This is a genomic window from Amycolatopsis sp. AA4, from assembly GCF_002796545.1.
Classification (GTDB): Bacteria; Actinomycetota; Actinomycetes; order Mycobacteriales; family Pseudonocardiaceae; genus Amycolatopsis.
Map to the genome: position 1 here is coordinate 4,730,348 of NZ_CP024894.1, position 15,429 is coordinate 4,745,776.

Genomic DNA, 15,429 nt, shown 5'->3' on the forward strand with positions numbered 1-15,429 from the left:
GCATCGGTTTTCGTTGTCCGGACGGGCTTTGCGAGTGTTTCAGCGCAACGGGCGGGCCGCGGCGAGCGGGGCGACCGCTGCCCGCACTCGCGGGTCGGCGAAGAACCCGTCGACGGTGACGGGAAGGGGGATGCGCCAGTTAGGGTACTCATCCACGGTTCCCGGCAAATTCGGCTGGCGCCGTTCGCCGACGACGTCCGCCGGCGCGGTGAGCACCAGCCGCGACGCCGCCGAAGCGAGCAGCGTGTGCAAGGCGACCACCAAGTCGTCGTCCGGAATTCCTTCGCTGGCAACCAATTCGAGCAACGCTCGACGTTCGGCCGCCGCCTCGGCGTACTCCTGCTCCACCGGCCGGTCGAGCTGGCCGAGTTCGGCGCGGACCCGGACGTGCTCGGCGTCGAGCCAGCCGGACACGGTCGGCAGGTCGTGCGTCGAAATGCTGGCCATCGCGTCCGGGTCCCAGCGGTCCGGGCGGACGAACGGCTTGCCGGGCGCGTCCCAGTCGCGCTGGAACCACAGCACCGCGGAGCTGAGCAGGCCGCGTTCGTGCATGGTCTCGGTGACGGTGTCCTCGACGGTGCCGAGGTCCTCCCCCACCACGACCGCGCCCGCGCGGTGCGCTTCCAGCGCGAGCACGCCGAGCATCGCTTCGGCGTCGTAATGCACGTACGTGCCGCGGCCAGCCGGTTCGCCCGGCGGAATCCACCACAGCCGCCACATCCCCGCGACGTGGTCCACGCGGATGCCGTCGGCGTGGCGCAAGACGCCGCGCACGACGTCGCGGAACGGCGCGTATCCGGCTTCGGCGAGCCGGTCCGGCCGCCACGGCGGGAGATTCCAGTCCTGGCCCTGCTGGTTGAACGCGTCCGGCGGCGCGCCGACCCGCACCTGCGCGGCGAAGACGTCCCGCAGCGCCCAGGTGTCCGCGCCGCCGGGATGCACCCCGACCGGCAGGTCGTGCACGACGCCGACCGGCATGCCCGCGTCCCGCGCGGCACGGCGGACGTTGTCGAGCTGTTCGTGGCAGAGCTGCTGAAGCCAGCCGTGGAACTCGATCCGTTCGGCCAGTTCCTCGCGCGCGGCGGCGACCTCGGCGCTGCCGGGATCGCGCAACGGCTCGGGCCACTCGCGCCAGTCGTTTCCGTGCACCTCGGCGAGCGCGCCGAACGCGGCGAAATCGCGAAGGTCGTCGTCCAGTTCGACCGGACGCGGGTGGTGCGGGCGCAGCAGTTCCAGCGCGGCGCGTTTGGCGGTCCACACGGCGTCGTAGTCGATCAGCTCGCCGATCGGGTCCGGCGCGAGCGCCCGCACCCTCCGCTGGGTGTCCTCGTCGGCGCGGGCGAACGCTTCGGTGTCGGTTACCCGCAGGTACAGCGGGTTCGCGAACCGGCGGCTGGACGGCGAATACGGCGACCGCTCGACCGGATGCGCCGGGCTGATCGCCTGCACCGGGTTGACGAGCAGCACGCCCGCGCCCAGTTCGGCGGCCGACCGGGAGGCCATCGCGGCGAGATCGCCGAAATCGCCCATCCCCCACGACTGGCCGGAATGCAGGGCGTAGAGCTGCAGCATCCAGCCCCACGCGGGCGGCACCTCGGGCAGCTTCGCCGGGACGACGGCGAGCGAAACCCGTTGCTCGGCGGTGACGATCCGGTGCCAGCCGAGCGGAAGGTCAGCCGGAAGCGTGGTGCCGACGTCACGCGTGGTGCCGTCCTCGAGTTCGACCGAGGCGGGCTGGCCGAGTTCGCGTTCTTGCCCGGCGCGCACCACGACCGTCGGCGGCAGCGCTCGCGAGGCACGGGCTTCCCGCACCGCGGCCAATTCCCGCTCGATTGCCTGTGGAGTGCTGGCATCGACGTCCAGCTGCGCCAATACGGCGATCACGACGTCAGGATCGACCTGTACTTCGACTTGGTCGGCGTTTTCGTAGTGGGTGGCGACTCCGCGAGCGGCGGCCAGTTCGGCCAGTTCGGGGGTCACGTTTCGGTCCGGGGAACGGGAATGCGCACCGGACCAGTGTCCCGGGCGGAGCCCCTCGCCGCCATTCGCCCCGCCGCCGCATCCGGGCGAAGCGGTGACCGGCCGGTCGGGGGGCGTGCCGGCCGGTCACCGCCACACGAAACAAGAGGGAAGGCGTTCCCGGGAATGACGCACGGCCGCCGAGTTCACCCGTTCAGGCGCTATTCGCAATTTCAACGCGCAGTTTCCGTTCGGCGGGGGTAAAGCCGCCCCCAGAGATTCCGGTCAGGCTCCGGCCAGTTGCCCGAGCTTTCCGGCGAGCCGGTCCAGCCACGCCTCGACCTCGCCCGCCGGCCGGTCCGGCAGGCCGAACACGACCTCGGTCACGCCCGCCTCCTCGAGCCTGGCGAGCCCTTCCGGGTCCGGGCGCGGGCCGAGCGCGATCACTTCCGGCTCTCCCGCGCGACCCTCTGCGCGCCAGATTTCGCGCAACTGCGCGACTTTCCCGGCGATGTCGCCTTCGGCGGGCGTGGTGAGCCAGCCGTCGCTGTGCCGGGCGATCCAGCGGAACGTCCGTTCGGTCCCGCCCGCGCCGACGACCACCGGCACCTTGGACTGCACTGGTTTGGGCCACGCCCAGCTCGGCCCGAACTCCACGAACTCGCCCGCGTAGCTCGCCTCTTCCTCGGTCCACAGCGCGCGCATCGCCTCGAGGTACTCGCGCAGCGCGGTCCGCCGCCGCTTCCCGGGCACGCCGTGATCGGCCAGTTCGTCGGTGTTCCAGCCGAACCCGACGCCGAGCGTGACCCGGCCGCCGGACAGGTGGTCCAGCGTCGCGACGGTCTTGGCCAGCGTGATCGGGTCGCTCTCCACCGGCAGCGCCACCGCGGTCGCCAGCCGGATCGTCGAGGTCACCGGCACCGCGCTGGCGAGGGCGACCCACGGGTCGAGCGTGCGCAGATAGCGGTCGTCCGGCAGCGAGGAGTCGCCCGTGCGCGGATGCGGCGCGTCCCGGCGGACCGGGATGTGGGTGTGCTCGGGCACGTAGAACGTCGCGAACCCGCACTCTTCCGCGGCCTGCGCGGCCGCCGCCGGGGAGATGCCCCGGTCGCTGGTGAACAGCACGATCCCGTATCTCACCCCCGGCACGGTATTAGAACGTGTTTCAGTTTGCAACGGCCTCCCGGCCTGCGGATCGATCCCGCGAAAACCCGGGCTTGACGGCGGCCCGGGCCGGGTACTCCACTGGTACTTGAGCGATCACCGGCCCGTCCTGCCCGAGGAGGGGATCATGCTGCCCTATCGCGACCGCAGCGCCCTGCGGAAGATCGAAGAGGAACTCGCCGCGAGCGACCCCGTGTTCGCCGCGACGCTGAGCCAAGGCGTGCCGCCGGCGCACACCCGGCGGTGGCAGAAGATCCTCGTGCTGGCCGAGGTCACCGTTCTGCTGATGCTGGTCTTCGGCCTGATGGCGGGCGAGACGGGATGGTTCCTGTGGGGCCTGCTCGCCGCGCCGCTGCTGGTCTGGATTCATCGGACGACGCTGCAGCGCCGCCGCGAACCCGTGCCCGACGACGACCGGACGTGATCAGCCGCGCTGCGCGGCGCGCTCGAGCAGCGGCGTGAGCCGGTACGGCACCATCTCGCGCATGACGAGCGCGTTGTTGGTGCGCTCGACGCCGGGGATTTCCAGGATTTCCCCGGCGATCCGGTACAGGTCGTCCGCGTCGGTCGCCACGACGTGCACCAGAAGGTCCTGCGCGCCGGTCAGTCCGCGCACCTGCAGCACCTCCGGAACCGCGGCGAGCGCGCGCCCGACCTCGTCCAGCAGGCGTTGCCGCGCTTGCACCGTGACGAACGCGGTGAGCGGGTAGCCGAGCGCGGCCGGGTCGATCCGGTGTTCGGCCGAGCGCAGCGCGTCGCCCTGTTCGAGCCGGGCGAGCCTGCTCTGCACGGTGTTGCGCGACAGGCCCAGCTCGTCGGCGAGCGCGACCGCGGTGGCGCGCGGAGTGCGGCCGAGCGCGAGCAGGATCCGGGCGTCGGTGGCATCGAGCCGCTGAGTGCTGGGCATGCTGCGCAATCCTCTCCGCACCGCGCGGTGCTGTGTTGGGCGTTCTGCGCAATGTCGAACGCACTTGTTGTGCACCTTACCCAGCTCTGCTGGACTGGCCTGAACTTTCCGCCCAAGAAAGGTCCGATCCTTCGTGAGCAGCGCCGCCCCCGAACGCCTTCCGGACAACGACACGGTGACCGTCCTGCGCGAGGTGCAGGACCGGGTGCTGTGGCTGTCGGCCGCGATCATCGACCACGCGAACCGGGTGCGGCCGAATCCGACCGGGCTCAAGGTCGGCGGGCACCAGGCGTCCAGCGCCTCGATGGTGTCGATCATGACCGCGCTGTGGTTCGCCCGGCTGCGCGCGGAGGACCGCGTTTCGGTCAAACCACACGCCTCCCCCGTGCTGCACGCGATCAACTACTTGCTCGGCGACCTCGACGAGAAGTACCTGACGACGCTGCGCGAGTTCGGCGGCCTGCAGAGCTACCCGTCGCGCTCGAAGGACCCGGACCAGGTCGACTACTCCACCGGCTCGGTCGGCATCGGCGCGACCGCCCCGATCTGGGGCGCGCTCGCCCGCCGCTACGTCGAATCGCACGGCGGCGGCGCGGGCACCGGGCGGCAGTACTCGCTGGTCGGCGACGCGGAGCTGGACGAGGGCGCGTGCTGGGAGGCCATCCTCGACCCGAACGTGGCCGAACTCGGCGAGGTCGTCTGGATCGTCGACCTGAACCGGCAGTCGCTCGACCGCGTGGTCCCGAACATCGGCGCGACCCGGCTGCAGGGCATGTTCGAGGCGGCCGGCTGGCAGGTGCTGACCGTGAAGTACGGGCGGCTGCTGCAGGAACTGTTCGAACGGCCGGGCGGCTCCGCGCTGCGCCGGCGCATCGACGAGATGCCGAACCCGGAGTACCAGCGCCTCCTCCGGTGCACCCCGGCCCAGCTGCGCGAACGCCTGGCCACGCCGGAACTGGCTCCGCTGCTCGACACCCTCGACGACGAAACGCTGCACGCCGCCATCCGCAACCTCGGCGGCCACGACCTGTCCGCGCTGCTGGACACGTTCGACGCCATCGACGACCACCGGCCGACGGTCGTTTTCGCTTACACGGTCAAGGGATTCGGCCTGGCGAGCGAAGGACATCCGCAGAACCACTCGTCGCTGCTGACCGCCGAGCAGCTGGGTGCGCTGGCCGAACGCGTCGGGATTTCGCCGGAGAACCCGTGGCAGAAGTTCGCCGACGGCTCCGCGGCCGCCCAGCTGTGCGCCTCGACCGCCGCTCGCCTGAAGCGGGGACCCGTTGAGCTGCAACCGGTTCCGGCTCTGCCGTCCGACATCGGCCGCACGCCGTCCGGCCGCACCACGACGCAGGCCGCCCTCGGCCGCGCACTGCTCGACCTGACCCGCGAAGCTCCCGAGGCAGCGGAACTCGTCGTGACGCTGTGTCCGGACGTCTCGTCCAGCACCAACCTCGGCGGCTGGGTCAACAAGGTCGGCGTGTGGTCGCCGCAGGAACGCGTCGACTGGTTCGCCGACGACCCGGAGACGATCCTGCACTGGCGCGAGCGGCCCAGCGGACAGCATCTGGAACTGGGCATCGCCGAGGTGAACCTGGTGAGCGCGCTCGGGGAACTGGGCACGACGTGGTCGCGCTGGGGCCGCCCGCTGCTGCCGATCGGGGTGCTCTACGACCCCTTCGTGGAGCGCGCGCTGGAACCGTGGTCGTTCGGGATCTACGGCGGCGGACAGTCCATTTTGGTCGGCACCCCGTCCGGCGTCACGCTCGCGCCCGAGGGCGGTGCGCACCAGTCGGTGACCACGCCGTCGGTCGGGCTGGAACAGCCGGGCTGCGTGACGTACGAACCCGCGTTCGCGCTGGACGTCGAGTGGACCCTGCTGGCGTCCCTTTCGCGGCTCGGCCGCCCCGACGGCACCTCGGCGTACCTCCGGCTCTCGACCCGCCCGGTGGACCAGAGCCTGGCCGCGGTGCCGACCGACCCGGCCGCGCGGGAGCGCCGTCGCCGCCAGGTCGTGGCGGGCGCGTACCCGATCCGCACCGCCGCGGTGGCGCGCCCGGACGTCACGCTGGTGACGATGGGCGCGATGGTCACCGAGGCGCTGGAAGCCGCCTCCCGGCTGGACGCGCTGGGCAAGCACGCCGACGTCGTGTGCGTGACGAGCCCCGGCCTGCTGTTCCGCGCCGTGCAGGCCCGGGCGGGCCAGGACACCGCCGACACGTGGATCCTGGAGTCGGCGCTGCCGTCCGAACGGTCCGCGCCGATGGTGACGGTGCTCGACGGGCACCCGCACACGCTGGCGTTCCTGGCGAACGTCCACCGCGTGCGGGCGGCGCACCTGGGCGTGACGCGGTTCGGGCAGTCGGGCGATCTGGAGAGCGTGTACCGGCACCACGGCATCGACACGGACAGCATCATCCAGGCGGCGCTGGACGTCGCGGACTGACCGAGGTTGTTGTCCGTGAAGGACTCCTTCCGGGAATCAGATTCCCTCGGGGAGTCCTTCACGGACCTTCGGCACCTGCCTCAGTTCCCGATCCGGACGAGCGACCGGGCGCCTTCCCCGCGCCGCATCCGGTCGAACGCCTCGCCGACCTTGTCGAGCGAAATCCGGTGCGTCACCAGGGTTTCCAGATCCAGTTCGCCCGAACGGACCTCGTCGGCGAGCACCGGGATGTCGCGGTCCGGGTCGGACGCGCCGTAGACCGTGCTGGTGAGCGTGCGGGCGAAGTGGAAGATCTCCAGCGGGTTCAGCACGACCTGCTGGTCCTTCCGCCCGACGCCGACCACCGTGCAGTGCCCGCCGCGGCGCACCGAACTCCACGCCGCGCGGATCGTCGTCGCCGCACCGACGCATTCGAAGGCGTAGTCCGCGCCGCGGCCCTCGGTCAGCCCGCGCACCTGTTTGGCGAGTTTGTCGTCGCTCACCAGGAAATCCGTCGCACCGGCCGCGCGGGCGAGCGCTTCCTTTTCCGGCGACAGGTCGGCCGCGATGATCTGCCTGGCGCCCGCGAGTTTCGCGCCGAGCACCACGCACAACCCGATCCCGCCGAGCCCGAGCACGAGCACGCTCTGTCCACTTCGGACCTTCGCGGTGTTGCGCACCGCGCCGACCCCGGTGAGCACCGCGCAGCCCATGAGCGCGGCCAGGTCGAGCGGCACGCCGTCCGGCAGCGGCACGACGGACCGGCCTGGCACCACGGTCTCCTCGGCGAACCCGCCGACGCCCAGCAGGACGTTGAGCTGAGCGCCGTCCAATTCCCCGCGCGGCAGCGTCGTGACGCCCTCGATCGCCGAACACAACCACGGTTCCCCGGCCCGGCAGAACCAGCATTCCCGGCACGCGGCGGCCCAGTTGAGCACGACCCGGTCCCCCGGCCGCACGTGCGCGACCTGGCTGCCGACCTCCGCCACGACGCCGGACGCCTCGTGCCCCGGCACGAACGGGTACTGCGGACGCAGCGTTCCGTCCACCATGGACAGATCGGAATGGCACACGCCGGCGGCGGCGACCCGCACCCGCACGTCCTCCGGCCCGACCGGCGGCAGCACGATGTCGCACACTTCCGGACGCCCGCCCTGCTCGCGCACGACCACGGCTTTGACCACGGGGGTTCTCCTTCGGATCGGGCTAGAGCTGGATGGATTTGAGCTCGGTGAACTCGTCGAGCGCAGCGCGGCCCATCTCGCGGCCGAGACCGGACTGCTTGTACCCGCCGAACGGGGCCAGCGGGTTGAAGGCCCCGCCGTTCACGTCGATCTGCCCGGTCCGGACCTTGCGCGCGAAGGCCAGCGCGCGGTCCTGGTCGGCCGCCCACACCGCGCCGTGCAGGCCGTAGCGGGAGTTGTTGGCGATCCGCAGCGCGTCTTCCTCGTCGTCGAACGGGATGATCGACAGCACCGGGCCGAAGATCTCTTCCTGCGCGATCGTCGAATCCGGGTCGACGCCCGCGAAAACTGTCGGTGCGACGAAGTAGCCTGTGTCCGCAGGAGCTTCGACGCCGCCCGTCACCAGAGTCGCGCCCTCGGCGATGCCCTTTTCGATGTACCCGCGCACGCGGTCGCGCTGTGCCGCGCTCACCAGCGGGCCGAGCTTGGTCTTGGGGTCCAGCGGATCGCCCGTCGTGAACCCTTCGGCGAACGTCTTCGCAAGCGCCGCCGCTTCGTCGTGCTTCTCGCGCGGGACGAGCATGCGCGTCCACGCCGTGCAGGTCTGGCCGCCGTTGAGGAACGCGTTGGAGACGCCGACCTTGACCGCCGTCGCGAGGTCCGCGTCGTCGAGGATCACGTTGGCGGACTTGCCGCCCAGCTCCAGCGTCACGCGCTTGACCGTGCGCGCCGCCAGCTCCGCGACCCGCGTCCCGGCGCGCACCGAACCGGTGAACGACACGACGTCCACCTCCGGATGCGTCGCCAGCGCCTCGCCGACCTCCGGCCCGTACCCGGTGACGAGATTGACCACGCCCGGCGGGAAACCGGCCTCGTGGATCGCGTCGAACAGCTGGTACGCGCTCAGCGGCGCGACCTCGCTCGGCTTCACCACGACGGTGCAGCCCGCCGCCAGCGCGGGCGCGATCTTGCAGGTGATCTGGTGCAGCGGGTAGTTCCACGGCGTGATCGCCGCCACCACGCCCGCCGGTTCGCGCACGATCAGCGAGTTGCCGATTTTCTCCTCGGGCTCCTCCTGGCCGAGCAGGTCGACGTACGTCTGCACGTCGGTCTGCGGCAGCGCGGCCTGGATCCGGGTCGCGATCCGCAACGGAGTCCCGACGTCCTTCGCGATCGTCTCGCCGATCTCGTCGGCTCGTTTCGCCAGCCCGTCGAGAAGTTTGCGGAGCAGCTCCGCACGGTCCGCCCGGCTGGTCTCCGCCCACGCCGGAAACGCCTCGCGCGCCGCCCGGACCGCCCGGTCGACGTCCGCGGCCGTGCCCTCCGGGACGTGCGCCTGTACCTGCTCGGTGGCCGGATTTTCCACCGGGATCGTGGATTTCCCGTCCGAACGGACCCATTCGCCGCCGATGTACAGCACGTCGCGTTCAGCCACCGAGTCTCCTCCGACCTAGGTTCTCTCCTCGCCGCCGGATTCTATAGAAAACGCTCCGACTGTCTAGTGCGCCGCGAGGACGCCCTGCGCCGCGAGGAAGTCGACCAGCAGGTCGCCCGCCTCGCGGATGTGCGCCGCCATCGCTTCCCGGGCCGCTTCCGGCTTGCGCTCGTTCAGCGCGGCGAGCACCCGATCGTGGTCGTCGCGCGCGAGCAGCGGCCAGCCGGGGATGTCCGCGTACGCCGAAAACGGCACGTACCGGAGCGTCAACGACAGCATCCAGGTGAACTTCGGCGCGGCCGCAGCGTGATTCACCATGCGGTGCAACGCGAAATCGGCCCGCTCGGTCGCGTCGAGGTCGCCTTCGCGGACCGTTTTCTCGATCTCGCGCTGGAGATCGTCCAGCCGCGCCAGCCCCGCCGGGTCGAAGGCCTCCGCCGCCCGCGCGGCCAGTTCGCCGGAGACGTAGGCCTGCATCGCGTAGACGTCCACGACGTCCCGGCGGGTCACCGGGATCACCCGGAATCCGCGCCCTGGACGGAAATCCACCATGCCCTCGCCCGCGAGGGCCATCAACGCCTCGCGGACCGGGGTCGCGCTGACGCCGAGCCGCTCCGCCAGATGCTCGGTCCGCAGCCGCTCGCCGCCGCGGACCGCGCCGGTGAGGATCAGGTCGCGCACCTGCTTGGCGACCCGCGGACTCAGCCGTTCGCGCGCTTCTCCGGCCACTGTCACGAAAACTCCCCGCCAGCGTTGGGTTTCTCGCCATCGTAGCCTTTTCTGTCTTGTGTGACCCCCGTCACTTTTCGTGCCGGAGAGAACCTGCGGGAGGGGTCGCGTCGACTATCCGGACGAACCCGTGCACGGGTGAACCGCACGGTGTCCTCAATGGACACTCCGAGGGAGGGAAACCGAATGTCACTGAAGTCTTCGATCCTGCGCCACGGCCGGCTGGCCGCAGGCACGGCACTCGCCGCGGCCGTCGTCGCGGGCGGAACGATCGGAGTGGCCGCCGCTTCGCCCGGCGCCCATCCGGCTCCGCCTGCCAGTGTCGGTGCTGCTGCCGGTGCCGGTGCCGGTGTCGCCCAGCCGCCCGCCGCCGAACAGCCGCCGGAGGGCGCCCGAGCGACCGTGAAGGTCGACCCGAACCCGGCCGCCCCCGGCGGGGACGTCACGATCACCGGCGACTGCGGCGGAGGAAAAGGCCTGAAGAAGGTGATCGGCGGCTATCCCGGCCACCAGATCCTGAAGGACGTCAAGATCGTCGACGCGAACCCGGAGTCCTTCAAGGCCACCGCGCTACTCACGACGAAGATCGGCGACGGAGTGGGCCCGGTGATGGTCGACTGCGACGGAGAATCAGGCGTGACCCTGCTGGTCACCCACGGCCCCGCGGCGGGTGGGCAACCATGACGAAACCCCGCGGCACCCGAGTGACTCGCTCCGGCCCGGAGGCGCTGGTGGCCAGGTAAGCCCAGCAGTCCCGGCCGTCGCTCGCGCGATTCGCGGCGATTGCCGGTCCGGTCGGTGGCCGACGACCGGACCGGCAATCGCCGCCTGCCGCCTGCCGCCTGGAGAGGACGCCGCCGACGTCTCAGGCGTGCTGCCGACGCGAATGATCAACGGCCCTGTCCAGAGATCGCACTTGCCGACGTCAACGGCTGAGCGACCAGGAACCCGCCTGCGGGAAACAGCCCTATCGGGGAAAGGAGTGTGTACCAGCTCGGACGGTCGCCCCTTCGTTCCGGAGTCATCACCCGGACCGGCGGCGGACCAGGCAGCCGAGCCGATCCCGGACTGACCGCGGCCACTCCGCCCACGCGGACGGCCTCCGGCTCGGCCCTGCGTTCTCCTCCGTGCTGCCTGCACCGCAAGACGGGGACCCGCCAATGCCCCAGACTGGTCCACGATCAGAGCCCACCAACGCCGACAACCGCGGGCGAGACAGCGTGCTGCGCCCTACCCACCGGGGGCAGGCCACCAGCCAGTCCCCAGGCTGGCCGGTGGCACACCGCGCCGCCCGATGCGGATGTGGTGGGTTGGGAGGCGAACTGCACCTCCGAGCACCCCGCGGACCACCCCCGCGAGGGTGGAAAATCTCGCGCGCCCGCGGCCGAATCCCCTGCTGTGAGCGGATGTGCGAGCGCTGTGAGGTTGCTGTGCATCCGGCCGCACGGGATGCCTGGCGGGCGTCGGCATGGTCATCTTGAAGCGTGAGAGTCAACGTTTCCCGGACAGCGCTGGTCGTTTGCGCGGCGGCGGCGATCGTCGCGACCGGCGGCGCCAACGCCGTCGTCGACACCGCTGACGTCACCGGCCCGGCCGTCCAGCCGAGCGGCGTCGGCACCCCGGCCGTCTCGACCGGCGGGGGTTCCGGCGGCTCCGGGACGAACCTCTCCTCCGGCAGCACCCCGACGACGCCTGCGAACTCGGCGGCGCCTGCCACCCCGGCGGCCCCCGCGAGCCCGGCAGCGCCGGCGAACTCGGCGACGCCCGCGAACCCGGCGCCTGCGGCTCCGGCGACCGCGACGGCCAGCCCGACCGTCGGCGCGTTGTTCTCCGGCGGCAACCACTTCTGCTCGGCCAGCGTGGTGCACAGCCCGGCCGGCGACCTGCTCCTCACCGCCGCGCACTGCGTCAGCGGCGACATTTCCGGCGTCACCTTCAAACCCGGCTACCACGACGGCCTCGCCCCCTACGGCACCTGGCAGGTCACCGCCGCGGTCGTCGCCGACGGGTGGAAATCCTCGTCCGACCAGGACCTCGACTTCGCGTTCCTCAAGGTCGCCCAGCCCGGTTCCGCGAGCCTCGAAAGCCTCACCGGCGCCAACCAGCTGGGCACGAACCAAGGGTTCTCGCACACGATCACCCTCACCGGCTACCCCGACGGCACCGAACAGCCGGTCGTCTGCACCGGCACCACGACCCAGTCCGACACCTACCAGCAACGCGTCGCCTGCCCCGGCTTCCCCGACGGCACCAGCGGCGGACCCTGGGTCATCAACGAGGACCCGAACACCGGAACCGGCACCGTCATCGGCGCCATCGGCGGCTACCAAACCGGCGGCGCCACCCCGGACGTCTCCTACAGCGCCTACTTCGACGACGACATCGACCAGCTCTACCGCTCCGCGATCAGCTGACTCTCCGCGTACGGTTCTGTCGACGGGAACGGGCTGGCGGAAGGCTGCGATGCTCGCACCTGCGAGACAGCGCCGCCCACGACGACATCCACCAGCGGCATCTGGACTGTCGAGCAGCCCGCTCACCTGGGACGGCATCGCGGAAGCCGTCGAGGCGCTGCGGCGTGAACCGGGAAACCGACTGCTGGATCTTGCATGCGGGCGCGGCGGATACGGCCCGGAGATCGCTTCCCGAACCGGCACGCGGTTGATCGGTGCCGATTTCGCGCGGGCGGCAATCGACCAAGCCCGTCGTCTGGCTCAACGATTCGATCCCGGAGACGCACAGTTCTTTCCGGGCGGCCTCGCCGACACGACCGTGCCATCCGAATCAGTGGACGGGATCGTGTGCGTTGATCGAATTCCCGGCGACCGCGTAGTTATTCGGGGAGATGCGCCGAGTGCACCGTCCGGGCGGACGCGTCGCGCTGACGACGTGGGAGGCCGTCGATCGAGCGGACGAGCGCGTTCCCGGCACGAATCCGGGCGGTCGACACCGAAAGTGGTCGTCCGCAACGGCGGGCGGCGAAACGTGCGATGCGGGAAGAAGCAACGGCGCTCGCCCCAGGCGAGGATCCCGCTCTCCAGTCTTTGCACGACGAGGGTGCCCACTTTCGATGCGATGCGCAGAATCCTCGACCGCGGAGGGCTGCCCCGCCAATCAGCTGGAGCTGGGCGGCGCAGCCGGGGCCTGGTGCAGCGAGAGATTCTGCCCGGCCTTGTCATCGGGGGCCCACGCGCCCGACTCGGCCGTCCACGTCTGACCGGCGAAGCTCACCCGGTCCACGCCCAGCCTCGCCGCGCGCGCGACCAGCCAGCTCGCGATCCGCCAGCCCTCCGCGGCCGGGTGCGCGCCGCTCAAGCGGGCCGTGCCGAGTTCGGCGTTCGCGACCGTCACCAGGTTCGCCGGCGGGTTCAGCGTCAGGTTCCGGCAGGTCAGCGCCGCGGGGTACTGGCCGGTCAGCGCACCGGTCAGTGCGGTGGCCTCGTCTTCCCACTGGGCGTACGCGTCGGGGGCGCCTGAGCGCTGCACCGCCTGCGCGGCCTCGGTGATCGGAATGGTCTGCCAGTTGTCGAGTTTCGCGAGTTTCTTGTAGAACTCCGTCGCCGAGTACACCGGGTCCTGAAGCTGGTCGGGAGTGCCCCAGCCTTGGCTGGGGCGCTGCTGGAACAGGCCGATCGAATCCCGGTCGCCGCCGCTCAGGTTGCGCAGTTTCGACTCCTGCAGGGCGGTCGCGAGGGCGACCGTGACCGCGTGCGAGGGCAGGCCCTGCTTGATCCCGACCGCGGCGATGATCGCGGCGTTGTTCATCGGTTCCGGTTGCAGCGTGTACTGCGGCGCGGACGCGTCGTTCGGCCCCTTCGGCAACGCGACCGTGCAGCCGGGGGTCTTCACCTCGTCACTGCTCGAGAACATGACCACCACGACGACCACCGCCGCGAGCGCCACGACGACCGCCAGGATCGCCGCTCGCACGCCACACCCGCGCACTCGTGCCCGCCCTTCCCCACTGCCCACTTTAAGTGCACAGTCTGCCCGGGCGGCCCGGCCGCGAGACGCTCGGGTCAGGTCAGCCCGCGTCGGCGGGGCCCAGGAAGATCGGGTTCGACATGGCGACCATGGCGTTTGGCGTCGTCGTCTTCGGGCCGCCCGACGGACGCCGCACCTCGACGCGGACCCAGCGGCTGTAGCGCGGGTACGTCGTCCACGTGACGGTCGCGGCGCCGGACTCCGGGACGGTCTCGCTGTGCTCCGGCCCGAGCTGGTCGAGGAACGTCACGGTCGTGCCCGGCACTCCGCGAACGACCGCGCGCACCTCGATCGGCGTGCCAGTGCCGGCGACGAGCCGTCCGCCGATGCCCGCGGTACGCCCCGCTCCGGAGACCGAGAAGTCGAGCTGCACGTCCTTCGATTCGGCGAGCCACGACCGGCCTGCCTTGAGCCCGGCGAGCAGTTCGGCGCGGCCGAGCCGGTCCGCCTGGACGACGGTGTGCGGGAGCGCCACGGTGTGGTCCGGGTTGTGCGCGTCGGAATCGCCGATCGCCGGGATCCACCGGCCGCCGCGCAGCAGGCCGTCCCAGTGCGTGACGCTCGCGTCGTCGTCCGGGGTCCACGGGCCGTTCCAGACCTCGACGAGGTCGGCGATCTCGTAGGCGAATTCGTAGGTGCAGCCGAAGCAGTTCGCGAACGGGTGCGCGGCGGTGACCAGGCCGCCCGCCCGGTGCACCTGGTCGGTGAACCGGCGGAAGTCGCGCGGGTCGGAAGCCCGGTAGCGCCAGTCGATCCACGTGCCGGCCGGGACGCCGATCGCCGGCCAGTGCCCGGACCGCGTGGTGACCTCCTCGCCGTTCAGGATCAGCAGGTCGTCGGTGGCGTAGTTGCCCCACACCAGCTGCGAGCTGGACGTGTTGTGGTCGGTGGACACGATGAAGTCCAGCCCGGCCGCCCGCGCGTCCGCGACCAGCTGCTCGGGCGTGCGCCTGCCGTCGGAGTGGACGGTGTGCAGGTGCGAGTCGCCGCGGTACCAGGACCGGCCGCGATCGCGCGCCGGCGCGGTCTCCGGGGCCGGGTTCGGCTGGAACGGCTTCGCGGTGTCCCGGCCGAAGGTCAGCGTGATGTCCACGCGGTAGTTCAGCCCCTGCGGAGCGACCGTGTACGGGCCGAGGATCACGTGCCAGCGGCCGGGCGTGATCGGCCCGGCGAGGTACCCGGGCGTCGCCTCGGCGGCGCTGATCGAGAACCGGTCGCGGAAGCCGCCGGACCAGCCGCGGAAGCCGCGCCGCGTGCCCAGTTCGTGCCCCTCCGGGCCGAACATCCCGATGTCGCAAGCATTTCCGCGCGTCCCGGCGGGCACCGACGGCCGGTCGTAGGAGTAGACGACGTCGATCTGCTTCACCCCGCGCGGCACGTCGACCGGGAGGTAGTACCAGTCGGGCACGTCCGGGCGAAAGGTGCCGGTGACGGTCTTCGTCTGCTGCCCGTCGCCGGGCGCGGGCGCCGCGAACGAGACGCCCGGCACCATGCTCATCGCCGCCCCCGCGGCGACGACGCCGCCGGCCCGGAACAGGTTGCGCCGGTTGAGTTCCCCAGTGGACATGCCCTACCTCCGCAGCAAAGAAGTCGCGCCGACGCTAACCGCCGGGACCACCCCCTTCAACGACGCTGCGGT

The 15,429-nt window shown here is 71.3% G+C and carries 12 protein-coding genes and 1 pseudogene; 5 read left to right on the forward strand and 8 right to left on the reverse strand.

The genetic code is table 11. The features are described 5' to 3' along the window. Positions 1–39 precede the first annotated feature (39 nt). Together malQ and CU254_RS22015 are read right to left on the reverse strand one after the other, a co-directional pair. Positions 40–1,980, reverse strand: a complete 1,941-nt coding sequence (malQ, locus tag CU254_RS22010) for a 4-alpha-glucanotransferase (protein ID WP_009079490.1) — start codon at positions 1,978–1,980, stop codon at positions 40–42. A 264-nt stretch (positions 1,981–2,244) separates the two neighbouring features. Continuing rightward, complete coding sequence (locus CU254_RS22015) at positions 2,245–3,099, reverse strand: LLM class F420-dependent oxidoreductase (protein WP_037714438.1); 855 nt, start codon at positions 3,097–3,099, stop codon at positions 2,245–2,247. Between the two features lie 151 nt (positions 3,100–3,250). Here CU254_RS22015 and CU254_RS43125 point away from each other — a divergent pair, with 151 nt between their 5' ends. After that, positions 3,251–3,547 carry a DUF3040 domain-containing protein gene (locus tag CU254_RS43125; RefSeq protein ID WP_050788250.1) on the forward strand — a complete coding sequence of 99 codons (297 nt, stop codon included), beginning with the start codon at positions 3,251–3,253 and terminating at the stop codon, positions 3,545–3,547. Here the strand turns inward: CU254_RS43125 and CU254_RS22025 are convergent, their stop codons facing one another. After that, positions 3,548–4,030, reverse strand: a complete 483-nt coding sequence (locus tag CU254_RS22025) for an Lrp/AsnC family transcriptional regulator (RefSeq protein WP_009079493.1) — start codon at positions 4,028–4,030, stop codon at positions 3,548–3,550. Between the two features lie 133 nt (positions 4,031–4,163). Between CU254_RS22025 and CU254_RS22030 the strand changes: the two genes are divergently transcribed. After that, positions 4,164–6,479, forward strand: coding sequence for a pyruvate dehydrogenase E1 (locus CU254_RS22030; protein ID WP_009079494.1), 2,316 nt, complete (start codon positions 4,164–4,166; stop codon positions 6,477–6,479). An 80-nt stretch (positions 6,480–6,559) separates the two neighbouring features. Here the strand turns inward: CU254_RS22030 and CU254_RS22035 are convergent, their stop codons facing one another. The 3 genes from CU254_RS22035 to CU254_RS22045 all read right to left on the reverse strand — a co-directional run bounded on the left by CU254_RS22035 (position 6,560) and on the right by CU254_RS22045 (position 9,812). Beyond that, on the reverse strand, positions 6,560–7,642 hold the full coding sequence (locus tag CU254_RS22035) for an alcohol dehydrogenase catalytic domain-containing protein (RefSeq protein WP_009079495.1): 1,083 nt from the start codon (positions 7,640–7,642) through the stop codon (positions 6,560–6,562). Positions 7,643–7,664: 22 nt separating this feature from the next. Continuing rightward, positions 7,665–9,077, reverse strand: coding sequence for an aldehyde dehydrogenase family protein (locus CU254_RS22040; protein WP_009079496.1), 1,413 nt, complete (start codon positions 9,075–9,077; stop codon positions 7,665–7,667). A 63-nt stretch (positions 9,078–9,140) separates the two neighbouring features. Then, positions 9,141–9,812: a GntR family transcriptional regulator gene (locus tag CU254_RS22045; RefSeq protein ID WP_009079497.1), complete on the reverse strand. Its 672-nt coding sequence runs from the start codon at positions 9,810–9,812 to the stop codon at positions 9,141–9,143. Between the two features lie 180 nt (positions 9,813–9,992). Between CU254_RS22045 and CU254_RS22050 the strand changes: the two genes are divergently transcribed. The 3 genes and pseudogenes from CU254_RS22050 to CU254_RS45000 form a co-directional block, all read left to right on the forward strand. Further along, entirely contained in the window at positions 9,993–10,490 is a 498-nt protein-coding gene (locus CU254_RS22050; protein WP_100266844.1) for a hypothetical protein, read from the forward strand. A gap of 800 nt (positions 10,491–11,290) precedes the next feature. Further along, the gene (locus CU254_RS22055; protein WP_037714440.1) at positions 11,291–12,220 is read left to right on the forward strand and encodes a serine protease; all 930 of its coding nucleotides are present in this window, start codon (positions 11,291–11,293) and stop codon (positions 12,218–12,220) included. Positions 12,221–12,269: 49 nt separating this feature from the next. Further along, positions 12,270–12,602 (forward strand): annotated as a pseudogene (locus CU254_RS45000) (class I SAM-dependent methyltransferase); the annotation flags it as partial. Between the two features lie 318 nt (positions 12,603–12,920). Here the strand turns inward: CU254_RS45000 and CU254_RS22065 are convergent. Together CU254_RS22065 and CU254_RS22070 are read right to left on the reverse strand one after the other, a co-directional pair. Further along, positions 12,921–13,736 carry a hypothetical protein gene (locus CU254_RS22065; RefSeq protein WP_037714444.1) on the reverse strand — a complete coding sequence of 272 codons (816 nt, stop codon included), beginning with the start codon at positions 13,734–13,736 and terminating at the stop codon, positions 12,921–12,923. A gap of 94 nt (positions 13,737–13,830) precedes the next feature. Further along, a complete protein-coding gene (locus tag CU254_RS22070; RefSeq protein WP_009079501.1) occupies positions 13,831–15,357 on the reverse strand; it encodes a CehA/McbA family metallohydrolase in 1,527 nt (508 codons plus the stop codon). Positions 15,358–15,429 lie beyond the last annotated feature (72 nt).

Coding starts and splice junctions, on each gene's coding strand:
- CU254_RS22050 (WP_100266844.1), top strand. CDS start 9,993: ATGTCACTGAAGTCTTCGATCCTGCGCCACGGCCGGCTGGCCGCAGGC.
- CU254_RS22070 (WP_009079501.1), bottom strand. CDS start 15,357: ATGTCCACTGGGGAACTCAACCGGCGCAACCTGTTCCGGGCCGGCGGC.
- CU254_RS22025 (WP_009079493.1), bottom strand. CDS start 4,030: ATGCCCAGCACTCAGCGGCTCGATGCCACCGACGCCCGGATCCTGCTC.
- CU254_RS43125 (WP_050788250.1), top strand. CDS start 3,251: ATGCTGCCCTATCGCGACCGCAGCGCCCTGCGGAAGATCGAAGAGGAA.